At 61.0% G+C, this 22,068-nt stretch carries 16 protein-coding genes; 9 read left to right on the top strand and 7 right to left on the bottom strand.

Annotated features, from left to right (window positions below):
• Positions 1-51 precede the first annotated feature (51 nt).
• The 4 genes from BLU85_RS11330 to BLU85_RS11315 all read left to right on the top strand — a co-directional run bounded on the left by BLU85_RS11330 (position 52) and on the right by BLU85_RS11315 (position 4,787).
• Positions 52-510: an REP-associated tyrosine transposase gene (locus BLU85_RS11330; RefSeq protein ID WP_092205150.1), complete on the top strand. Its 459-nt coding sequence runs from the start codon at positions 52-54 to the stop codon at positions 508-510.
• Between the two features lie 594 nt (positions 511-1,104).
• Complete coding sequence (locus BLU85_RS11325) at positions 1,105-2,526, top strand: amino acid permease (protein ID WP_092205149.1); 1,422 nt, start codon at positions 1,105-1,107, stop codon at positions 2,524-2,526.
• Positions 2,527-2,688: 162 nt separating this feature from the next.
• Positions 2,689-3,063, top strand: a complete 375-nt coding sequence (locus BLU85_RS11320; RefSeq protein ID WP_092205148.1) for a GtrA family protein — start codon at positions 2,689-2,691, stop codon at positions 3,061-3,063.
• A 203-nt stretch (positions 3,064-3,266) separates the two neighbouring features.
• A complete protein-coding gene (locus tag BLU85_RS11315) occupies positions 3,267-4,787 on the top strand; it encodes a glucosyltransferase domain-containing protein (protein WP_371914233.1) in 1,521 nt (506 codons plus the stop codon).
• Positions 4,788-4,859: 72 nt separating this feature from the next.
• On the opposite strand, the gene BLU85_RS11310 is transcribed toward BLU85_RS11315, so the two are convergent.
• The 6 genes from BLU85_RS11310 to BLU85_RS11285 form a co-directional block, all read right to left on the bottom strand.
• A complete protein-coding gene (locus tag BLU85_RS11310; protein WP_092205146.1) occupies positions 4,860-6,479 on the bottom strand; it encodes an FMN-binding glutamate synthase family protein in 1,620 nt (539 codons plus the stop codon).
• 332 nt (positions 6,480-6,811) lie between these two features.
• The gene (locus tag BLU85_RS11305) at positions 6,812-8,218 is read right to left on the bottom strand and encodes an ATP-binding protein (protein WP_092205145.1); all 1,407 of its coding nucleotides are present in this window, start codon (positions 8,216-8,218) and stop codon (positions 6,812-6,814) included.
• Positions 8,215-10,017 (bottom strand): DAHL domain-containing protein, encoded by a 1,803-nt coding sequence (locus BLU85_RS11300; RefSeq protein WP_092205144.1) that lies wholly within the window; start codon positions 10,015-10,017, stop codon positions 8,215-8,217. Before BLU85_RS11300 ends, BLU85_RS11305 begins: the two co-directional genes overlap by 4 nt.
• Complete coding sequence (locus BLU85_RS11295; RefSeq protein WP_092205143.1) at positions 10,014-10,973, bottom strand: cytochrome-c peroxidase; 960 nt, start codon at positions 10,971-10,973, stop codon at positions 10,014-10,016. Before BLU85_RS11295 ends, BLU85_RS11300 begins: the two co-directional genes overlap by 4 nt.
• A gap of 40 nt (positions 10,974-11,013) precedes the next feature.
• Positions 11,014-12,888, bottom strand: a complete 1,875-nt coding sequence (locus tag BLU85_RS11290) for a two-component system response regulator (protein WP_092205142.1) — start codon at positions 12,886-12,888, stop codon at positions 11,014-11,016.
• The gene (locus BLU85_RS11285) at positions 12,885-15,176 is read right to left on the bottom strand and encodes a GGDEF/EAL domain-containing response regulator (protein WP_092205141.1); all 2,292 of its coding nucleotides are present in this window, start codon (positions 15,174-15,176) and stop codon (positions 12,885-12,887) included. Before BLU85_RS11285 ends, BLU85_RS11290 begins: the two co-directional genes overlap by 4 nt.
• Positions 15,177-15,402: 226 nt before the next feature.
• On the opposite strand from BLU85_RS11285, the gene BLU85_RS11280 reads away from it, so the two are divergent.
• The 4 genes from BLU85_RS11280 (at position 15,403) to BLU85_RS11265 (ending at position 18,561) form a co-directional block, all read left to right on the top strand.
• The gene (locus BLU85_RS11280) at positions 15,403-16,770 is read left to right on the top strand and encodes a response regulator c-di-GMP phosphodiesterase, NosR family (RefSeq protein WP_092205140.1); all 1,368 of its coding nucleotides are present in this window, start codon (positions 15,403-15,405) and stop codon (positions 16,768-16,770) included.
• A 217-nt stretch (positions 16,771-16,987) separates the two neighbouring features.
• Positions 16,988-17,404 (top strand): NUDIX hydrolase, encoded by a 417-nt coding sequence (locus BLU85_RS11275; RefSeq protein ID WP_092205139.1) that lies wholly within the window; start codon positions 16,988-16,990, stop codon positions 17,402-17,404.
• A 24-nt stretch (positions 17,405-17,428) separates the two neighbouring features.
• Positions 17,429-18,067, top strand: a complete 639-nt coding sequence (locus BLU85_RS11270) for a LysE family translocator (protein WP_092205138.1) — start codon at positions 17,429-17,431, stop codon at positions 18,065-18,067.
• The gene (locus BLU85_RS11265) at positions 18,064-18,561 is read left to right on the top strand and encodes a GNAT family N-acetyltransferase (protein ID WP_092205137.1); all 498 of its coding nucleotides are present in this window, start codon (positions 18,064-18,066) and stop codon (positions 18,559-18,561) included. Before BLU85_RS11270 ends, BLU85_RS11265 begins: the two co-directional genes overlap by 4 nt.
• 129 nt (positions 18,562-18,690) lie before the next feature.
• Here the strand turns inward: BLU85_RS11265 and metR are convergent, their stop codons facing one another.
• Positions 18,691-19,608, bottom strand: a complete 918-nt coding sequence (gene metR / locus BLU85_RS11260) for a transcriptional regulator MetR (RefSeq protein WP_092205136.1) — start codon at positions 19,606-19,608, stop codon at positions 18,691-18,693.
• A gap of 109 nt (positions 19,609-19,717) precedes the next feature.
• On the opposite strand from metR, the gene metE reads away from it, so the two are divergent.
• The gene (gene metE, locus BLU85_RS11255) at positions 19,718-22,030 is read left to right on the top strand and encodes a 5-methyltetrahydropteroyltriglutamate--homocysteine S-methyltransferase (RefSeq protein ID WP_092205135.1); all 2,313 of its coding nucleotides are present in this window, start codon (positions 19,718-19,720) and stop codon (positions 22,028-22,030) included.
• Positions 22,031-22,068 lie beyond the last annotated feature (38 nt).

Below are 22,068 nucleotides of genomic sequence, written 5' to 3'. Positions count from 1 at the left end.
AAACAACAGCATGGCTACGCTGCATCCAAACCCTCTCAAAGGAAGCAAGGAATGCATCCACGCCCCAATTCACATCGCTTGCGTCGAGGACGTTATTCGGAGCAAGGACGCGCCTATCTGGTGACGGCCGTTACTCATCAGCGCCGTCCTGTTTTTGCCAACTGGAAGGTTGGAAGATTGTTGGTTGCAGAATTCAAATGCGCCCATGATTCTGGCTTGGTGAACTCTTTAGCCTGGGTGGTAATGCCGGATCATTTTCACTGGTTGCTGCAACTCCACGATGGCCATCTGAGTCGTGTCATCGGTGCCACCAAAGCTCGATGCACCCATCGCGTCAATAGCATGACCGAAACCTCTGGTCCGCTTTGGCAAAGCGGCTTTCATGACCGCGCGATTCGTGACAATGAAGAGCTGCGGCCCTCCGCCGACTACATCATTGACAATCCGTTGCGGGCTGGGCTGGTGAAATGTATTGGCGATTACCCTCTCTGGGACACTGCATGGATTTGAAGTGACTCATGTTGCCTGTCTGGACCGGGGAACATGGATTCCCTGTGCTGAGGAGATGTAGCTGCGGTGGGATTCTGTGGCGAGGGGATTTATCCCCGCTGGGCTGCGAAGCAGCCCCAATACAGGCAACTCGATTGTTCAGAAATACCCGGGCTGCGGTTGAGGGGCTGCTGCGCAGCCCAACGGGGATAAATCCCCTCGCCACAAATAAATCCACTGCCACAGATAATCCCCATCATAACGGGCAGTGGTGTCCGGAAAACCTCGCGCTAGAGCCATCGCCCCCATGCCAAAACATGACGCTGCACCATCACTGTGCAATACTCGGCGACGTTTCCGAGTGCCCTGAATCCCAGACAACACCTCTCCAAAAGCCGATTCTGGCGCAGGCTTATCCCTGAATTTTCCTGGTTTTACAGTGAATCTCTCTATCCCTGGCTTTTTATACTGCACGACCCGCTGATCCTGAGGTTGTCGTTCCACAGGACGGTCTGCCCACAAGACAGACCCGGTTTCGGCAAGGCGGCAGGCTTACCGGCCTGCGGCTTTGGACACTCGGTGGCTAATCCAATAACAAGACGAGGTTGTATCCCTATGCCTGTCGGCAATCATCTGCCCCATGGCGAGACCGCTCAGGGCGGTCCGCTCAAACGTGAACTCGGCGAGCGGCATATCCGCCTGATGGCGCTTGGCGCCTGCATCGGTGTCGGGCTGTTCCTCGGTTCGGCCAAGGCCATCGAAATGGCCGGCCCGGCGATCATGCTGTCCTACATCATTGGCGGCCTGGCGATCCTGGTGATCATGCGCGCCCTCGGTGAAATGGCCGTGCACAACCCGGTGGCCGGTTCGTTCAGCCGCTATGCCCAGGATTACCTCGGCCCACTGGCAGGTTTCCTGACCGGTTGGAACTACTGGTTCCTGTGGCTGGTGACCTGTGTGGCGGAGATCACCGCCGTGGCGGTGTACATGGGCATCTGGTTCCCCGACGTGCCCCGCTGGATCTGGGCCCTGGCGGCACTGGTCAGCATGGGCGCGATCAACCTGATCGCGGTCAAGGCCTTCGGCGAATTCGAATTCTGGTTCGCCCTGATCAAGATCGTCACCATCATCGCCATGGTCATCGGTGGCATCGGCATCATCGCCTTTGGCTTCGGCAATGACGGTGTGGCCCTGGGCATTTCCAACCTCTGGGCCCACGGCGGCTTCATGCCCAACGGCGTGTCCGGCGTGTTGATGTCCCTGCAGATGGTGATGTTCGCGTACCTGGGCGTGGAGATGATCGGCCTGACCGCCGGTGAAGCGAAGAACCCACAGAAAACCATCCCCAACGCCATCGGTTCGGTGTTCTGGCGGATCCTGCTGTTCTACGTCGGCGCGCTGTTCGTGATCCTGTCGATCTACCCGTGGAACGAGATCGGCACCCAGGGCAGCCCGTTCGTGATGACCTTCGAGCGTCTGGGCATCAAGACCGCCGCCGGCATCATCAACTTCGTGGTGATCACCGCCGCACTGTCGTCCTGCAACGGCGGCATCTTCAGCACCGGGCGAATGCTCTACAGCCTGGCGCAGAACGGCCAGGCCCCGGCCGGTTTCGCCAAGACCTCGACCAACGGCGTGCCGCGTCGCGCATTGCTGCTGTCCATCGCCGCGTTGCTGCTGGGCGTGTTGCTCAATTACCTGGTGCCGGAGAAGGTCTTCGTCTGGGTGACCTCCATCGCCACCTTCGGCGCGATCTGGACCTGGGTGATGATCCTGCTGGCCCAGCTCAAATTCCGCCGAGGCCTGAGCGCTTCCGAGCGTGCGGCCCTCAAGTACCGCATGTGGCTGTACCCGGTCAGTTCCTACCTGGCCCTGGCGTTCCTGGTGCTGGTGGTGGGCCTGATGGCGTACTTCCCGGATACCCGCGTGGCGCTATATGTAGGCCCGGCGTTCCTGGTGTTGCTGACAGTGTTGTTTTACACCTTCAAGTTGCAACCGACCGGTGACGTGCAGGGGACGGTGCGTTCGGTTTCGTAAGTTGACGGCGATGTAGAAGAGAGCCTCGGTCGGATGATCGGGGCTTTTTTGTGCGTCACAGCCAGATGAACTACAGGACACCTGTTAGTTCTTACAGTAGACCGAGTATCGACAGAACCCTAGATTGAATAGCCTTAAGTACCGTCCCGGTCGGGGGCATCCATGAAAACGTTATGGAAAGGCTTTTTCAGTTACGCCCTGATTGGGCTGGCCAATACGCTGATCCATTGGCAAGTGTTTTTCGTGCTCAGGGTGGCGTTCGGCCTCAATCAAGCGTTGAGTAACTTCACTGCCTTTTGCGTGGCAGCCTCGTTCTCTTTTTATGTCAATGCGCTCTACACATTCGAGGCCAAGACCTCAGTGTTGGGCTATGTTCTTTTCTTATGTGTCATGGGGACCCTCAGTTTCATTGTGGGTTACTTGGGTGATCGCTGGCATGTCCATGGCCTGCTGACTGTCGCGGTATTTTCGCTGTTGAGCCTGGTGATCGGTTTCCTGTTGTCCCGATTTGTGGTGTTTCGTGGACATCGCGAATGAGCGTTTGGTTGATCGTTCAGCTTTGGCGGCTGTGGTAGTCCTTGCGCTCGTCCGCGACTCTGTTTCCAGGCGGGATGCAATGGGTCGGCATTGGAGTATTGGGTGAGTACGTCGGACGGATATCTGAAGACCAGGCACCGACCCTGGCATGTCATCAAGGAAATGATCCGGAAAAGCAGGCTGAAATCCCGGGATGAATCATGATGAGCGACTTTTTCTATCGCGAGCTCAATCGTCGTCAGGTCGCGCTGTTTTTTTCAACGGCGATCTTGCTTTACGTCCTGCCGTTGATCCTCGCTGATTTTCGCTATATCGACGATAACTGGCGGGCACTGGAAGCTGGAATGGCCTGGACCAACCAAGGGCGCTGGTTTTCTGATCTGTTGTATCAAGCGCTGTCCCTCACCCGCGCCGCGCCAGACATTTTTCCGCTGCCATTGTTGCTCGCCGCATTGGCCATGTCCCTGGCTTTGACTCGCCTGACTTTTCATTACTTCCCTCAGCCGACACTGGTCTGTTGTTTGGTCCCGTTGCCCCTCTGGTACAACCCCTTCCTGTTGCAGAACCTGTCGTATCAATACGACGGCCCCGCGATGGCACTGAGTCTGGTCGCGGTCATTTACGCAATGACCTTTCAGGGGACTTCGCGAATACGTCAGTGGTGGGTGCCAGCCGGTTTGTTGGTGCTGGCATTCGGGCTCTACCAGATCAGCTTCAATGTGTTCCTGGGCCTGTGTTGCCTGGAATTGCTCACAGCGGCATACAAACGGGAACCGTACCTGCAATGGCTGGAAAAGCTGGGTTGGAAGTTGGCTCAGCTTGGTTTGGCCGTTCTGATTTACTTTGCCACCGCCGTGTTGCTCATGGGGCCGGAGCGGACTGCATTGTTGAATTGGAAAGCCGATCCGTTGCTGCAAATCGGCATCAACATAGAACGAGTGGCCGAGAAAGTTGCGCTGCTGTTTCACGGTGGCTACGCCTGGTTGCTAGCCGCGCTGGTTGTGTTGGCGCTGATCGGCGCCATACGATTGGGCAGCAGGTTGCTGGAGCGTGAGGAGCAGGGTTGGAAAACTTTCGTGTTGTTTCTGGGATGTTCGATGACGCTGCCTTTGTTGATCCTGCTGGTGCCTGGTATCACGCTGGTTTTTCGTGATTTCAACGAAGGCGCGCGTACCTTGATGGGCTTCGGTGTGCTTCTGATGTTCTGCTTTTATCTTGCGTATCTGGCTCTTTCTCCAATCCATCCGCGTTTGCCGTTATTGCTCCTCCTTCCGCTTCTGGCGACGCTTTCATTGTCCTTCGCTTATGGTCGGGTGCTGACTCTGCAAAAAACCTTCGCCGACGGTGCGCTTTACAGTTTGGGGTATGACATCACTTCACACCGGGAACTGTACGAAGCCAAGCGGATTTATCTATCGATCACCTATTCCGACTACTGGTTGGTAAGCGCTTGCGGTTCGTTCCGAGAGCTTCCGGTGCTGTCTTATTTGCTAAATATCGACTACTTCATGCTCTCGGAACGCTTACCGTTAATGGGCATCACCAACGTGGCAAAGGAACGTGAGCGGCGCAATGCGACACAGGTGGGTTATTTAGTTTATGCGCCCATCGTGGACAACCAGTATTACCGGATTTATCTGCTGGGCGACTATGGTTTCATCGTTATGAAAGAGCCTACGCAAATCAGCCGCCGTGTTGCCGACTGTAGCGACTTGACTCGGTAGTCAGGGAGTGTCCTGTTCCTTCCGGTGCAAGGAAAGTTGCGCAGCGTCGAAACGGTTCGTTGCGCGATCGGTTCACGCCGCCGCCACTTCCATCGGCTCAAAGCTGTCCGCCCGCGCCATCTGCCACATCCGCGAATAAAACGCCCCATTGACCTCGCCGGTCAGCAATTCCCCCGGCTTCAGAAACACGTGCAACTCAGAGAACAACTTGACCTCGGTGGCCGACATGCGCCGCACCAGGTGCTTGGGCTGCAATTGCGACGGGTGTTCGAGCCCAGCGGCGGCGAGCATTTCGGCCAGGGCCTTGAGGGTGTTGCGGTGGAAGTTGTAGACCCGCTGGGCCTTGTCCGGGACGACCAGGGCGCGCTGGCGCAAGGTGTCCTGGGTGGCGACGCCGGTGGGGCATTTGTTGGTGTGGCAGCTTTGGGACTGGATGCAGCCGATGGCGAACATGAAGCCGCGCGCGGCGTTGGCCCAGTCGGCGCCGATGGCCAGGACGCTGGCGATGTCGAAGGCGCTGACAATCTTGCCACTGGCGCCGAGCTTGATCTTGTTCCGCAGGTTCAGGCCCACCAGGGTGTTGTGCACGAACAACAGGCCCTCGCGCAGCGGCACGCCGATGTGATCGGTGAACTCCACTGGCGCCGCGCCCGTGCCGCCTTCCTTGCCGTCCACCACGATGAAGTCAGGCAGGATCCCGGTTTCCAGCATCGCCTTGGCGATGCCCATGAATTCCCAGGGATGGCCCAGGCAGAATTTGAAGCCCACCGGTTTGCCGCCGGACAGCTCACGCAGTTGCTGGACGAACTGCATCAGTTCGATGGGGGTGGAAAACGCGCTGTGACGTGATGGGGACACGCAATCCTCGCCCATGAGGATGCCACGGGTCTCGGCGATTTCCCGGGTGACCTTGTGCTTGGGCAGGATCCCGCCGTGGCCGGGTTTGGCGCCCTGGCTCATCTTGATTTCGATCATCCGCACCTGCGGGTTCTGTGCCTGGGCGGCGAAGCGCTCGGGGTCGAAGCGCCCGTCGCTGGTGCGACAGCCAAAATAGCCGCTGCCCAGTTCCCAGGTCAGGTCGCCACCGTGTTCGCGGTGGTAGGGGCTGATACTGCCTTCGCCGGTGTCATGGGCGAAGTTGCCCAGCTTCGCGCCTTGGTTCAACGCCCGGATGGCGTTGGCGCTCAGGGAGCCGAAGCTCATGGCCGAGATGTTGAACACCGATGCGGAGTACGGCTGGGTGCACTGTGGGCCACCGACCGTCACGCGAAAACCGCTGGGGTCGCTCAGCGGGGCCGGGCGCATGGAATGGCCGATGAATTCGAAGCCGGTCTGGTACACGTCGATCAAGGTGCCGAACGGCTTGTCGGCGCTTTCGTTCTTGGCCCGGGAGTACACCAGCGAGCGTTGGGCCCGGGAGAAGGGCAGGGCATCGCTGTCGGATTCGAGCAGGTACTGGCGGATCTCCGGGCGGATGCCTTCGACCAGATAACGGATATTGCCCAGGATCGGGTAGTTGCGCCGTACGGCATGACGGCTTTGCAGCAGGTCGAACACTCCCAACAGGCTCAACAGGCCGGTCACCAGCGCAATGGGCCAGAGCCAGTCGTGTTGCAGGAATGGCAGGCTGGCGAGGGTGAAGATGACACAGCCAGCAAAGAAGGCGTAACGACTCAGCAGAGACAGGCTCATACGGTTTCCTTGGGAGTGGGCGATTGGCGAGACATTAGCTTGGAATTCAGTCTATGGCGAGGGAGCTTGCTCCCGCTGGGCTGCGAAGCGGCCCCAGCTGGATCACTGTGACGGGCAGGCAGATTGCATCAGCCGGTTTTACGACGGCTGCGCCGCCGAGCGGGAGCAAGCTCCCTCGCCACAGGGCTGTGTGTTGGCTGGAAAAACGAGCGCCAGGAAAACCTGTGGGAGCGAGCTTGCTCGCGATGGCGATCGCCCGCTCGACACCTGCATTGACTGACCTACCGCTATCGCGAGCAAGCTCGCTCCCACCGTTGACCCGCCGGGGTGGCTCAGCTTGCCTGCTTCATCTGCCGCAACGGTAATTCCACGCGGAAGGTGGTGCCCACGCCGACTTCGCTGCGTACGGTGATCTCGCCGTTGTGTTTTTTCACGATGCCGTAGGACAACGACAGCCCGAGCCCCGTGCCCTGGCCGATGGGTTTGGTGGTGAAGAACGGGTCGAAGATTTTCTGCAGGGTCTCGGGGGGAATGCCCGAGCCGTTGTCCGCCACTTCGATCCAGACGGTTTCTTCACCGACCCCGTTGCGCAGGGTGATGGTGCCGCGTTCGGGGCCTATGGCCTGGGCGGCGTTGACGATCAGGTTCATGATCACCTGGTTGATCTGCGACGGCAGGCATTCCACCTCCGGCAAGGGTGTGTATTCCTTGACCACGTCGGCCTTGTACTTGATTTCATTGGCGACGATGTTCAACGTCGAATCCATGCCCTGCTGCAAATTGGCCATCTGCCATTCCTGGCTGGAATCAACGCGGGAGAAGTCCTTCAGGTCCTTGACGATCTGCCCGACCCGGCCGATGCCATCCTTGGATTCCTTGATCAGCAGGGGGATGTCCTCGACCAGGAAATCCAGCTCCACCTGTTCGCGCAGCTTTCTCAAGTTCACCACCAGCTCCGGCGAGGCGATGGCCTCCTCGGCGCTGCCGTAAGCCGTGAGCATTTCCTGGAGTTTGCCGAAGTAGCCGTCCAGCGCCCCCAGGTTGGAAGAAATGAAGCCGATCGGGTTGTTGATCTCGTGGGCCACCCCGGCCGCCAACTGGCCCAGCGAGGCGAGCTTTTCCGATTGCACCAACTGGGTTTCCAGCATCTTGCGCTCGTCGATCTCCATCTGCAGCAGCTCGCTGGCCTGCTTGAAAGCCTGGGTGCGTTGTTCTACCAGGTCTTCGAGCTTGTTCATTTTCAATTGCGCGCGCGAGGTCATTTCCCATTTGGTGGTCAGGGTGTTGGCCATCTGCTGGACTTCGATGTTGTCGAACGGCTTCTTCAGGATGAGCAAGCGGTCGTGGCCGTTCAGGCGGTCGAGCAATTCATCCCAGGAATAATCCGAATAGGCGGTGCAAACCACCACTTGCAACTGCGGGTCGCGCTTCCAGAGTTCTTCGATGGTCTTGGCGCCGTCCCAGCCTTCGGGCATGCGCATGTCGACAAAGGCCAGGGCATAGGGACGCTCCTTGGCCATTGCCCCCAGCAATTTGTTCAGGCCTTCCTGCCCACCGTAGGCCGAGTCGAGTTCGAACACGGTCGCGGCAGGTTTCGGCGCTTCGCCAAACAGCGCGCTTTCCATGTCCTGCAAATCCGTGTTGCTGTCATCCTCCGGGGTGAGGATCTTGCGGAAATCTTCATGAATGGCGGGTGTATCGTCGATCAACAGGATGCGGCGGTTACTGAGGCTGTTCATGGTTCACCTTCTGCAAGTTTCAGGGGCACCTGCAATTGGAATGTCGCCCCTTTGCCTGGCCCCTCACTGTGGGCGGTGAGGTGGCCGTTCATTTCGATGGCCGCCAATGCGCAGCTGTGCAGGCCAAAGCCGTGGCCTTCCTTACGTGTGGTAAAACCATGGGCGAAGATCCGCGTCATGTTTTCCTCCGGGATGCCTTCGCCTTCGTCCTTGACGCTGATTTGCAGGGTCTGGCCATCGACCACCGCGGCCTTGAGGGTCAGGTTCCGCGCATCGTTGGACACCCCGGCCATGGCGTACTTGGCATTGCTGATCAGGTTGATCAGGATCAGCAGCAAGCGATGCTTGTCGCCCATGATCCGCGGCACGTCGCCGTATTCCTTGATCACCGTAACATGATGGCGGGTCAGGGCGCCGGCGTTCATGCGCAAAGCGTCTTCGAGCAGTTCGCTGACCACCAGGGGCTCGAGCAGGCTGCTGGCCCCGGCATAGGATTGCTGGGTGGAGACGATGTCCTTGATGTGGTCCACGCTCTTGCTCAACTGGGCCAGTTCATCGGTCAGGCTCTGCTGCTCCAACGCGATGGCTTCGACCAGTTGGTTGAGGTAGCCGGGCAGCAGCTTGCCCTTGGCGTCTTCGGTGAGGAAGTGTCCGAGGTCATCGGCGTGTTCGTTGATCAGTTGCATCGCCTTGCCCAGGCCCAGGGCCTTGCTGCTGCGCAGTTTGCGGCTGACCAGGTCGGCGGAGATGTTCACGCTGTTGAGGACGTTGCCGACGTTGTGCAACACGTTGGTGGCGATTTCCGCCATGCCGGCCTGGCGGGCGGTGTCCATCAATTCGCTCTGGGTGTCCTTGAGCTGGCGGGTACGCTCCTCGACCCGTAGTTCCAGTTCATCGTTGGCGGTTTGCAGGGCGTTGTTGACCCGATTGATCTCGGCGAAGCTGCGTATCAACCGGATCGCCAGCCAGATCAGGATCAGCACCAGGAACGTGGCGAACACCAGCAGGTAAATGTGGTTGCGCTCGTATTTGGCGGCGGCTTTTTCCTGGTCTTTCTCGAGCAGGTTGGTGATGGTGTCCAGGCGATCGGACAAGGGGATCGCTTCGATGCCCAGCAATAATTCATTGACCTTTGGCTGTTCGCGCAGGATCACCCCGATGTGTCTGCGCAGGACTTCGATGGAGTTGAGCAACCCCTCGGGCAGGCGCTCCTTGTTGACATCCAACTGGTTCAAGCCCAACAGGACCTCGGCTGCGATTTCCGGGGAACTGAGCTGGGCGAACTCCATGCTGCTGAGCAACAGGTCGTAAGTGTCGATGGCAACGTTCTGCAACTCCAGTTTGTAGGTGTCGGGCAGCCGGGCGAACTGGCCCTGGATGTCATCCTCCCCTGTGGGCAGGAAGGCCAGGGAGTTGCGCAACACCGCGTTATGGGATTTGAACTGTTCCACCAGACGGGTCTTTTCCTTGACCAGCTTGAGGTATTCGTCGCGCTGGGCCTCCCAGAGCGACGGCCCGTGGCGCCCCGGTTCCGATTCGATGGCGTCCAGACGCTGCCACAGGCGTGCCATTTCGTGCAGGGGGGAGACCAGCGGGTCGTAGTTGTGAGTCAGGGCGATCCGCGACTTGAGGACTTCGTTGTCCCAGATGGCGTCCTGTTGCTTGAGCAGGCGGATCAGGTCCCTGGATTCAATGTACGAGGCGGCCTGCCGGGCCCCCGAATTGATGTACATGAACAGCAGGATCGAAGCCAGCAACAGGCCGATGAACGCAAGACCGAGGCGACGGAGCGTGGTCATAGGGGCTTGCCCTCCGATTCACCGGTCAGGCTCTTGAGGAACTCGACGATCAGTGTCGTATCGTTCTTGAGGGGCTCACGACCCAGTTGGTACTTGAACATCACCTCCACCGCGTGTTCCAGAGTCGTCGCCGACCCGTCATGGAAATACGGCGCGGTGACGGCCACGTTGCGCAGGCTGGGCACTTTGAACACCTGGCGGTCCGCTTCATCGCCGGTGATGTTGAAGCGCCCTTCGTCGGCCCGGGTCGGGTTGCCCCGATCATTGATATAGTCGCCCATGATCCCGAATTTCTGGAACATGTTGCCGCCGATGTTCACGCCCTGGTGGCAAGCGATGCAGCCGTACTCCTTGAAACGCTGGTAACCGAACTTTTCCCGGGGCGTGAGGGCGTCGGTATTGCCCAGCAGGTACTGGTCGAAACGCGAATTGGGCGTTTGCAAGGTGCGTTCGTAGTCGGCCAGGGCGCTCTGGATATTGGGCTCGGTCACGCCGTCGGGGTAGGCGTCCTTGAAGTCCTTGGCGTAGCCGGGGTCATCGGCGATACGCTTGACCACCGACTCCCAGGTGCTGCCCATTTCCACCGGGCTGATCACGACCTGATGGACCTGTTCTTCCAGCGTATCGACGCGGCCATCCCAGAACTGGTGGAAGTTCAGGCCGGCGTTGAACACGGTAGGTGTATTGACCTCCACCGGCTTGCCGTCGAAGCCCAGGGAAAACGGCTTGTCGTCGGCGCCGCCCTTGTCCAGGCGATGGCAACTGGCGCAGGACAGGGTGTTGTTGACCGACAGCCGTGGGTCATTGAACAGCCGCAGTCCCAGCTGGACGCGCTTGGGGTCCAGGGCCGGCACCGGTGGCAGGGGCTTGAGGGGTTCATCCAGGGGGGCGGCGTGAGCGGTTACGCTTGCTCCCACGAGCAGGCCGAGAGCCAGAATCAGTCCATGTGACGCCATGGGATGTTTTCCTTGAAACTTTGGTTGAGGACTCAGCTGTTCACGAAAACGGGCTCTGGCGTTTTTCCCACTCGGTCATCCAATCGGCAAAGGCCTGCGGTTCGACGGCCTTGCTAAAGTAGTAACCCTGGGCTTCCTCGCATTGGTGCTGCTTGAGAAACTCAAGCTGCTCGAGGGTTTCCACCCCTTCGGCGATGATGTGCAGGTTCAGGCTCTTGCCCAGGCTGATGATGGTGCTCACCAGCTTGGCGTCATTGCTGTCGATGCTCAGGTCACCGACGAACGACTGGTCGATCTTCAGCACATCCACCGGAAATTTCTGCAAATAGCTCAGGCTCGAATAGCCGGTGCCGAAATCGTCGATGGCCAGGCGTATCCCCTGTTGCTTGATGGCCTTGAGGATGGCGACCGTGGTATCGATGTTCTGCATCAGTACGCTTTCGGTGATCTCCAGTTCTAACTGTGTCGGGTCCAGGCCGGTTTCCTTGAGGGTGCGGGCGATGCCTTCGACGAAGCCGCGCTGGCGAAAATCGATAGCCGAGATGTTCACCGACAGGCACAGCGGCCGCATGCCCTGGGCTTGCCAACGGCAGGCCTGCTGGCAGGCTTCCTGGAGTACCCATTGGCTCAGCGGAACGATCAAGCCACTGTCCTCGGCCACCGGAATGAAGTCCCCCGGGTAGACCAGGCCATGTTCCGGCCTGTTCCAGCGCACCAATGCCTCGACACCGACCACCTTGCCGCTCTTGAGGTCGAGCTTGGGTTGGTAATGCAGCACGAATTCCTTGCGTTGCAGGGCCAGGCGCAGGCCCGATTCGATGGTCTGTTGCTGCCGTGCCCGGCGGTTCATGTCCTCGGTGAAGAAACGGTAGTCGTTGGGGCCGGTTTCCTTGACGTTGCGCATCGCCGTCTCGGCTTTCTTGATCAGCGCCACGGCGTCGAAACCGTCGCTCGGGTACACGCTGATGCCCAGGCTCGCGGTGACGCTCAGGTCATGGCCGTCGATGGGTTGCGGGGTGCTGATGGCCGCCAGCAGTTTTTCGGCCACGCCTTTGGTTTGCTGCGCCTCGGCGATGTCCCCCACGATCACCACGAATTCATCGGAACCGTAGCGGAACACCGAATCGGACTCACGCACCACGGTCGCCAGCGCCCGGGCCACGCGCTTGAGCATTTCGTCGCCCACCGGATGGCCCAGCGCGTTGTTGATGCGCTTGAAGCGGTCCAGGCCGATGAACATCACCGCCAGTTGCCGGTCGTGCCGACGGCACTGGGCCATGGCCTGGGTCAGACGGTCGCCGAGCAACATGCTGTTGGGCAGCTCGGTGAGCACGTCGTATTGCAGCAGGTGGGATACCTTGAGCAATTCCTGGACGCGCTCTTCGATCGTGCGTTCCAGGCTGCGCATTTTTCTCGCCGCGTCCTGGGCCAGCTGCCATTTCCAGGTCATGGCGCTGGCCATCTGGCGGATTTCCAAGGTGTCGAACGGTTTCTTGAGAATCAGCAATTGATCATCGAACTCGATCCGTTCGGACATGGTTTCCCAGGAGTAATCCGAGAAGGCCGTGCACAGGGCGATTTGCAGGCGCGGGTCGGCTTTCCACAGTTGTTCGATGGTTTGCAGGCCATCCCAGCCCGGTGGCATGCGCATGTCGGCGAACACCAGCGCATAGGGCTGGCCTTCGGCCTGGGCGCGCTTGACCAGTTCCAGCGCCTCCTCGCCCTGGTAGGCCGAGTCGATCTGGAATTGCAGCCGGTTGACCTGTGGGGTGCCGAACAGCAGGCTTTCGGTGTCGTCCAGCGAGTCATCGCCGCCGCCGCTGGGGCTGAGGATCTTGCGAAAGTCCTGGTGGATCGCCGGCGTGTCGTCCACCACCAGGATCCGCCGGTTGGCAGGTACCGACATGGGGTTCATGGATTGCTCTCCGATAGCTGGCTCGCTGGTCGGGTCCAGTGGTCTGTCGCGGGAATGATGGTGCCGGCCTTGAGCAGTTTGGCGGCCTGGCCGCTGTCGACCACGGTGCTGAAGTAATGCCCCTGGGCCTGCATCGCGCCGCCGCTGGACATCAGTGTGGTGCGTTGCTCCTGGGTCTCGACACCCTCGGCAATGATCCCGATGCCCACGTCCCGGGCGAAGTTGATGATCGCCCGCAACGTCGTGGCGTTCTCGGGGTCGGCGTTGGCGCTGTCGAGAAAGCGCTGGGCGAGCTTGAGGTGATTGACCCGGTAGGTCTTGAGGTAATCGAACGAGGAATATTCGGTGCCGAAGTCATCGATGGCGATCTGCACGCCCAGTTCGCAGAGGCGCGGCAGCACGTCGTTGTGGGTCCACTTGGTCTGGGCCAGGGTGGCTTCGGTGACGTCGAAGCGCAGGTCCCAGGGGGCCAGTTCCCAGCGCGCGGTGGTGCGCAGCACGTCGTAGATCAGTTCCGGGCCGGTCTTGAGTTGGGTCAGGGACAGGTCGATGGCGATCACCGGCGGCGCCATGCCCTGGTCGCGCCATTGGCGCATCTGTTGGCAGGCCTGGTCCAGCACCCAGTGCCCAAGGGCAATGATGATTCCGGTCTTTTCGGCCGCTGGCATGAAGGCCTCCGGTTCCAGCCAGCCCCGTTGGGGGTGGTTCCAGCGCACCTGCACGCCCATGCCGAGGATCTTGCCGGTGCCGAGGTCGACTTCGGGCAGGTAATGCAGGTGCAGTTCCTGGTTTTCGATGGCTTGGCGCAGATCGTTGGCCAGGGCGACCCGGTCGGTGACTTCCTGGTTAATTTCCTCGTTGTGGAAGTGATACTGGTTGCGTCCCTTTTCCTTGGAGCGGTACAGGGCCATGTCGGATTGCGCCATCAGGCTGTCGGCACTCAGGCTTTGCGGGGTGTACAGGGCGATGCCGATGCTCACCGAGATCCGTACGTCGTTGCCGTCCAGGGAGTACGGCGCGACCAGCGCATCACGGATCTTGCCCGCCAGTGCGGCGCAGTGGGTCGCTTCATGGACGTCCAGTTGCAGCAGGGCGAATTCGTCGCCGCCCAGGCGTGCCACCACATCGTTTTCCCGGGTACAGGACTTGATGCGGGCGGCGACTTCCTGCAACAGCAGGTCGCCGATGGGATGGCCCAAGGTGTCGTTGATGCGTTTGAAGTGATCCAGGTCCAGGTAGAACATGGCGAACGGTGCCGCTCCCCGACGAGCGGCGGCGAAGGCCTGGTGCAGGCGCTCGATCATGGTGGCGCGGTTGGCCAACCCGGTCAGGCCGTCGGTGCGGGCGAGCAGGGCGATCTTCTCTTCGGCCAGCTTGCGCTCGGTGATGTCCAGGATGATGCCTTCCACTTCCAGCAACAGGCCCTGGTCGTTGCGCACCGGAATGTAGCGGTTCTCCACCCAGCGGAACGTGTCGTCGCCAGTGCGCATGCGAAACTCGATGGAGGCCCCGGCAGTGTCACGGTCGAGGACGCGGACCATGGCCTCCTGGACTTTGTCCTGGTCGTCGGGGTGGATCAGGGTTTGCGCCCAGTCCGGCGCGTTGATCAGTTGCGCCGCGGAATGACCGAACTTGGTGATGTTATGGGAGATGTACATCAACGCGAACGGCGGCTCGCCCCGCAGGCGATAGAGAATGGTCGGGCTGTTCTGCACGATGATGTTGGCGTCGGCCAACTCGCGGGTGCGTTCCTCGACCGCCCGTTCGAGCATGTCCATTTTCAGCGCCGCGTCCTCGGTCATCTGCCATTTGACGGTCAGGGCGCTGGCCATCTGGCGGATCTCGATGGCGTCGAAGGGTTTTTTCAGGATGAGCAGGCGGTCGCCCAGTTCGAGGCGCTCGGAAATGTCTTCCCAGGAGTAATCCGAGTACGCGGTGCACAGGGCCACTTGCAGCTTGGGGTCGGCGCGCCATAGCCGTTCGATGGTTTCAAGGCCGTCCCAGCCCGGCGGCATGCGCATGTCGATGAACGCCATGGCGAAGGGCTGCCCTTGGGCCAGCGCTTTCTCGACCTTGTTCAAGGCCTCCATGCCCTGGAACGCCGAATCGAGGACGAAACTCATGGCGGCGACTGCCACCGGCGCCCCGAACAGAGCCTCTTCGGCACTGCTCAGGTTGTCTTCGGCGGTCATCTGGGGGCTGAGGATCTTGCGAAAATCCTCATGGATGGTCGGGGTGTCGTCGACGATCAGGATCCGCCGATTGGTCTTATCCAAAGGCAGATTCATGGCCGTGCACCACTTTGATGCTGACTATAGAACCCTGGGAACATCTGATATCCCTTTCGCTGGCATGAGTATTCGGCCTATACATGGCCCTTCATGGGGTAGAGCATAGTCGTCTCATCGCGATGCGCTCGGCCACTGATGGCAAATGTGTCTAAATCTTCGCAATCTACTAGCCTGTATTTGGGGCTAAGGTAGAACGGTTGCCGTGAACAGGAGGGGGTTTCAAATGGAAGATCAATCGCCGGACGTTCCGGTAAAGAAGCCGGTGGTGCTGCTGGTCGATGACGAAGAGTCGATTCTCAATAGCCTGCGTCGGCTATTGCGCAGCCAGCCGTACGAGATCCTGCTGGCCGACAGTGGCGCCAAGGCCCTGGAGATTCTCAAGGAGCGGCCGGTCGACCTGGTGATGACCGACGCGCGCATGCCGAACATGGATGGCGCCACGCTGTTGGCCGAGATCCGCAAGCTGTACCCATCGACGTTGCGCATCCTGCTCACCGGTTATGCCGATGTGGACATGATGACCAAGGCCATCAACGAGGGGCAGCTCTATCGCTACCTCAGCAAGCCCTGGAACGATGAGGAACTGGTACAGGCCTTGCGCCAGGCCCTGGCCCACCAGCATTCCGAAAGCGAACGCCAGCGTCTCGAAGCGCTGAACCGCGAGCAGAACCAGCAACTCAAGACCCTGAACGCCACCCTGGAAAAACGCGTGGCGTCGCGCACCTCCGAGCTGCAGCAGACCGCCGACATGCTCGACCTGGCCTATGACGAACTCAAGCGCAGTTATGTGACCAGCACCGAGGTGTTTTCGCTGATCGCCAACCTGCGCCTGCCCAAGGCCAAGCAGACCAACCGGCAGATCATCGAGTTGATCAGGGTCTACAGCCGACTGCATTTCCTCGATGAGTCCACCGACCGCGACCTGACCATGGCCGCTGCGCTCTACAACATCGGCAAGCTGAGCTGGACCGACAATATGATGGTCACGCCCGCCGACTTGCTGCACCACAATGAGCTCGATCTCTATCGGGCCTATCCGAAGCAGAGCGAATCGCTGCTGATGACCCTGGATCCGATGAAGGACGCGGCCCGGATCATCCGCCATCACCAGGAGCGCTGGGACGGCAGCGGCTTCCCAGAGCACCTCAAGGGCGAGGCCATTCCCTTCGGCTCGCGACTGTTGAAACTGGCGGTGGATTTCATCGAGCTGCAGCGCGGGTTGATCCTCGAACGACAGATGAACAGCGACGAAGCGCTGGTCTACATCCGCAAATACGCCGGCAAGCTGTACGACCCGGACATGGTCGAGGATTTCATCAAGGCCTGCGGCGAGTACCTGGACGACGTGACCCTGTCCGACCCGACGGTCAAGGTCATGAACACCCGCGAACTGGTGGCCGGCATGATCCTGGCGCGCAACCTCAACGCCGACAACGGCATGCTGCTGCTCAACGCCGGCAAGGTCCTGAGCGGCCCGCTGGTGGAGAAGCTCATCGCCTTCGAGTCGATGGAAGGGGCCCGGTACAGCGTGTTCGTCAAGATCCCCGAAGAGCTCGCCGACCCTTCGGCGCCGAGGCCGATTTTGGGGTGATGCGGTTCTGAAGATGCCACTGTTCGAACTGTGGGAGCGAGCTTGCTCGCGATAGCGGAGTGTCAGTGACTGCAGTGTCGACTGACCGGACGCTATCGCGAGCAAGCTCGTTCCCACAGGGGGAATGTGTTGAATTTCAGCCCAGCGCCAGGCTTTGCTCCCTGCCACTGTGTCTGTAATCTCCTCGGCATTTTTCTGCCCAAGGCGTCGACTCATCATGACCACCTCCCTCATCCGCATCGCCGCCGCCCTCTTGATCGGGCCCGACGGGCGAACCCTGTTGGTGCGCAAGCGCGGTACCCGGGCCTTCATGCAGCCGGGGGGCAAGATCGAGGCCCATGAACAACCGGTGCAGGCGCTGGCCCGGGAGCTGGAAGAAGAGCTCGGGTTGCGGATCGATCCGGCCCAGGCCTGCCACCTGGGTGTGTTCAGCGCGCCGGCGGCCAACGAACCGGGGTTTATCGTGCAGGCCGAGGTGTTTTTGCTGAACATCGACGCCCCGGTTTCGCCAGCGGCCGAAATCGAAGAGGTGTGCTGGATCGACCCGGACGGCGACAGCGATCTTGTGCTCGCACCGTTGACAGGCGAGGTGATCCTGCCGTTTTATCGAGCGACATACCTCGCCGCTTGCTGATTCACGCCTCAAGGACTGACGCCCATGATCCCATTGCCGGACCTGTTGATTTTCGCCGCCGCCGCGTTACTGATGGTACTGACACCCGGCCCGAACATGATCTACCTGATTTCCCGTTCGATCTGCCAGGGCCGCAAGGCCGGCGTCACGTCGCTGTTGGGCGTGGTGGCGGGGTTCTTCGTGCACATGTTCGCCGCCGCCGCGGGGCTGACGGCGGTGTTCCTGGCGGTGCCCATGGCCTATGAAGTGTTGAAATGGGCCGGCGCGCTGTACCTGTTGTGGCTGGCCTGGCAGGCGGTGAAGCCGGGTGCGCGTTCGCCCTTCGAGGCCCGACAGTTGCCGGCGGACTCGACACGCAAGCTGATCACCATGGGTTTTCTCACCAGTGCGCTGAACCCCAAGATCGCGGTGTTCTATCTGTCGGTGTTCCCGCAGTTCATCAGCCCGGAACACGGCTCGCTGTTCACCCAAAGCATCCTCCTCGGGCTGACCCAGATCAGCGTCAGTTTCAGCGTCAACCTGCTGATCGCCCTGTTCGCCGCCGGCATTGCCTCGTGGTTTGTCCACAACCCGCGCTGGCTGGCGGTGCAGCGCTACTTCATGGGGTTTGTCCTCGGTGCTCTGGCGCTGCGCCTGATGCTTGAGCAACGGCGTTCGGCGTGAACATTCGACGCCTGCGGGCCGGCGATGCCCTGGTGTATCGCGAGCTGATGCTCCAGGCGTACGCCTTGCACCCCCAGGCCTTCACCTCCAGCGTCGGCGAGCGGGCGAAGTTGCCCATCAACTGGTGGGAGTCACGCCTGGGCAGCCGGCTCGATGTGCTGTTGGGGGCGTTTGTCGAGCAAGAACTGGTCGGCATCGTTGGCCTGGCCCTGGAGCCCAGGGAAAAAGCCCGGCACAAGGCACTGCTGTTCGGCATGTACGTCGCCGACGCACATCGCCATCGGGGTCTCGGCTACCAACTGGTGCAGGCGGCCCTCGACGAAGCCCGGCGCCACACCTTCCTGCGCCTGGTGCAACTGACCGTCACCGCGGGCAACGACCCGGCGCTCAAGCTCTACCAGCGCTGCGGCTTCGTCCTGTACGGTCTCGAACCGATGGCGATCCGTGTGGGCGACGAGTACCTCGACAAAATCCACATGTGGTTCGAGCTCTAATCTCACCGCAGACTCCTGTAGGAGCTGGCGAAGCCTGCGATCTTTTGAGCTTGATCTGTTGGGCGTTCGCTCGTGACTCAATGGCCAGGGGAAAGATCGCAACCTCGCTTCGCTCGACAGCTCCTACAGTCAGCGAACGGCACTGACACCGTCGAGCGTGGAAAACGACGTGTCCTTGGCCGTCAGCAAAAAATCGCGCATGTATGGCGCGTCGAGCATGTCGGTGCGCACTGCCGCGTACAGCGTGGCGAACAGGCCTTTCTCCCCCAGCCGCTTGGCCTTCACGTAGCCCCGCGAGCTGTATTCATGCAACGCCCAGTGCGGCATGCCGCAGACGCCACGACCGCTGGCCACCAGTTGCATCATCATCACCGTCAGCTCGGACGTGCGCACCTGGGCCGGTTCGATATCGGCCGGTTCCAGGAAACGGGTGAAGATGTCCAGCCGGTCGCGCTCCACCGGGTAGGTGATCAGGGTTTCGCTGATCAGGTCCTCGGGCACGATGTAGGGCTTGCTCGCCAACCGATGTTGGTTGGCGACGGCGAGCATCGCTTCGTAGGTGAACAGCGGCACGTACGTGATGCCGGCCAGTTCCAGCGGGTCGGAGGTCACCACCAAGTCGAGATCGCCCCGGGCCAGGGCCGGCAAGGGGGCGAAGGCGAAACCCGAGGCCAGGTCCAGCTCGACTTCCGGCCAGGCATCGCGGAACTGGTCGATGGTCGGCATCAGCCACTGGAAGCAGCTGTGGCACTCGATGGCCATGTGCAGGCGCCCGGCGGTGCCGCCCGCCAGGCGGGCGATGTCCCGTTCAGCACTGCGCAGTAACGGCAGGGCGGCATCGGCCAGTTGCAACAGGCGCAGGCCGGCGCTGGTGAAACGTACGGGCTTGGTCTTGCGGACGAACAACTGCATGCCCAGGCGCTCTTCCAGTTCCTTGAACTGGTGGGAGAGGGCGGACTGGGTCAAGTGCAGGCGTTCGGCGGCTTCGACCAGGCTGTCGGCTTCACGCAGGGCGTGCAGGGTCTTGAGGTGACGGAGTTCAAGCACCGGAGTGGCTCCATGAGTAAAACTTGTGATCAACACGAAAAGGTTGAGTTTGTCTCATGCAGGTCGAGCTGTCGACAATGGCGCCATCTTTTACAGGAGGACGCACACCATGGCCCTGGCCCATACCCTCGGTTTTCCCCGCATCGGCGCCGACCGCGAATTGAAGAAAGCCCTCGAAGCCTACTGGAAAGGCGACCTGGCCCCGGCTGCGTTGCAAGCCGTGGGTCGTGAACTGCGGGCCCGGCACTGGCAACTGCAGAAAGACGCCGGCATCGACCTGCTGCCCGTCGGCGACTTTGCCTGGTACGACCAGGTGCTCAGCCACACCTTGACCCTGGGCGCCGTCCCGCAACGTTTCCACGGTACCTTGGATGCCCAGGGCCGGCCGACCCTCGACACCCTTTTCGCCATGGCCCGTGGCGCCACGGCCAGCTGCTGCGGTGCCGAGCACGGCCAGGCGCAATACGCCCAGGAACTGACCAAGTGGTTCGACACCAACTACCACTACCTGGTCCCGGAGTTTTCCGTCGACCAGACCTTCGCCCTGAGCTGGGAACAGTTGTTCGACGAAGTGGACGAGGCCCATGCCTTGGGCCACCGGGTCAAACCGGTGATCATCGGCCCGTTGACCTACTTGTGGCTGGGCAAGGCCAAGGGCGAGGCCTTCGACAAGCTCGACCTGCTGGAGCGCCTGTTGCCGGTCTACGGTGAAATCCTCAACCGCCTCAAGGCCCAGGGCGTGGAATGGGTGCAGATCGACGAGCCGATCCTCACCCTGGACCTGCCCCTGGCCTGGAGGAGCGCCTTCGAGCGGGCTTACCACATCCTCCAGTACTCGCCGTTGAAAAAGCTCGTGGCCACCTACTTCAGCGGCCTGCAAGACAACCTCGGCCTGGCGGTGAGCCTGCCGGTGGACGGCTTGCACATCGACGCGGTACGTGACCCGGAACAACTGGGCCAGGTGCTGGACCGCCTGCCGACCTACAAGATTCTCTCGGTGGGCCTGGTCAACGGTCGCAACGTCTGGCGTTGCGAGCTGGAACAGGCGCTGGCGCAATTGCAACCGGCCCAGGAGCGCTTTGGCGACAACCTTTGGGTCAGTACCTCGTGCTCCTTGTTGCACAGCCCGGTGGACCTGGAGCGTGAAGACCGGCTCGATCCCGAACTCAAGAGCTGGCTCGCCTTCGCCGTGCAGAAGTGCGGTGAAGTCGCGGTGTTGCGCGATGCGCTGAACGATCCACAGGCCCCCGCCGTGCAGCAGGCCTTGAGCGACAGCCGCGAGGTGCAGGCCCGCCGCGCCGGCTCGGCGCGCATTCACAAAGCCGAGGTCCAGGCGCGCCTGGCGGCGATCGGGCCACAGGACAGCCAGCGGCATTCACCGTTTGCCCAGCGCATCGAACGCCAGCGCGCACGCCTGGCGCTGCCGGCCTTTCCTACCACTACCATCGGCTCTTTCCCGCAGACCCCGGCCATACGCCTGGCCCGTCAGGCCTACAAGCAGGGCAAGTTGTCGGCCAACGACTATCAGGACGCCATGCACACCGAGATCCGCCATGCCGTGCAGATCCAGGAACGCCTGGGCCTGGACGTGTTGGTGCACGGTGAAGCCGAGCGCAACGACATGGTGGAATACTTTGCCGAGCAACTGGACGGCTACGCCTTCACCCGTTTCGGCTGGGTACAGAGTTACGGTTCGCGTTGCGTGAAGCCGGCGATCATCTACGGCGACATCAGCCGCCCGAAAGCCATGACCGTCGACTGGATCCGTTACGCGCAAAGCCTGACCGACAAGGTCATGAAGGGCATGCTCACCGGTCCCGTGACCATGCTGATGTGGTCGTTCCCCCGCGAAGACGTGTCGCGCCAGGTCCAGGCCCGACAACTGGCCCTGGCCCTGCGCGACGAGGTGCTGGACCTGGAAAAGGCCGGGATCAGAATCGTGCAGATCGACGAGGCGGCGTTCCGCGAAGGGCTGCCACTGCGTCGCGGACAATGGCAGCACTACCTGGACTGGGCCGTGGAGGCGTTCCGCTTGTGCGCATCGGGCGTGGGTGATGACACCCAGATCCATACCCACATGTGCTACAGCGAGTTCAATGACGTGATCAAGGCCATCGCCGACCTGGACGCCGATGTCATCACCATCGAGACCTCCCGTTCGGACATGGAGTTGCTGGAAGCGTTCGAAGCGTTCGACTACCCGAACGACATCGGCCCGGGCGTCTACGACATCCACTCGCCACGGGTGCCGGACACGGCCGAGATGGTTGCGCTGATGAACAAGGCGGTGAAACGCATCGCCGCCGAGCGGCTGTGGATCAACCCCGACTGTGGGCTGAAGACCCGGGGCTGGCCCGAGACGGAAGCGGCACTGGTGAACATGGTGGCGGCGGCGCGGCAGTTGCGCAGCCAGTTGGCCTGAGGCCCGGCTGTTGCGGGCGAGCAGCCTGTCCCTGGCAA

Source organism: Pseudomonas sp. NFACC14, assembly GCF_900106885.1.
Taxonomy (GTDB): Bacteria; Pseudomonadota; Gammaproteobacteria; order Pseudomonadales; family Pseudomonadaceae; genus Aquipseudomonas; species Aquipseudomonas fluorescens_AA.
The sequence above is the reverse complement of the archived record's forward strand: the minus strand, read 5'-3'. Positions and strand labels throughout refer to the sequence as shown.

Coding starts and splice junctions, on each gene's coding strand:
- BLU85_RS11330 (WP_092205150.1), top strand. CDS start 52: ATGCATCCACGCCCCAATTCACATCGCTTGCGTCGAGGACGTTATTCG.
- BLU85_RS11325 (WP_092205149.1), top strand. CDS start 1,105: ATGCCTGTCGGCAATCATCTGCCCCATGGCGAGACCGCTCAGGGCGGT.
- BLU85_RS11320 (WP_092205148.1), top strand. CDS start 2,689: ATGAAAACGTTATGGAAAGGCTTTTTCAGTTACGCCCTGATTGGGCTG.
- BLU85_RS11315 (WP_371914233.1), top strand. CDS start 3,267: ATGAGCGACTTTTTCTATCGCGAGCTCAATCGTCGTCAGGTCGCGCTG.
- BLU85_RS11310 (WP_092205146.1), bottom strand. CDS start 6,479: ATGAGCCTGTCTCTGCTGAGTCGTTACGCCTTCTTTGCTGGCTGTGTC.
- BLU85_RS11305 (WP_092205145.1), bottom strand. CDS start 8,218: ATGAACAGCCTCAGTAACCGCCGCATCCTGTTGATCGACGATACACCC.
- BLU85_RS11300 (WP_092205144.1), bottom strand. CDS start 10,017: ATGACCACGCTCCGTCGCCTCGGTCTTGCGTTCATCGGCCTGTTGCTG.
- BLU85_RS11295 (WP_092205143.1), bottom strand. CDS start 10,973: ATGGCGTCACATGGACTGATTCTGGCTCTCGGCCTGCTCGTGGGAGCA.
- BLU85_RS11290 (WP_092205142.1), bottom strand. CDS start 12,888: ATGAACCCCATGTCGGTACCTGCCAACCGGCGGATCCTGGTGGTGGAC.
- BLU85_RS11285 (WP_092205141.1), bottom strand. CDS start 15,176: ATGAATCTGCCTTTGGATAAGACCAATCGGCGGATCCTGATCGTCGAC.
- BLU85_RS11280 (WP_092205140.1), top strand. CDS start 15,403: ATGGAAGATCAATCGCCGGACGTTCCGGTAAAGAAGCCGGTGGTGCTG.
- BLU85_RS11275 (WP_092205139.1), top strand. CDS start 16,988: ATGACCACCTCCCTCATCCGCATCGCCGCCGCCCTCTTGATCGGGCCC.
- BLU85_RS11270 (WP_092205138.1), top strand. CDS start 17,429: ATGATCCCATTGCCGGACCTGTTGATTTTCGCCGCCGCCGCGTTACTG.
- metE (WP_092205135.1), top strand. CDS start 19,718: ATGGCCCTGGCCCATACCCTCGGTTTTCCCCGCATCGGCGCCGACCGC.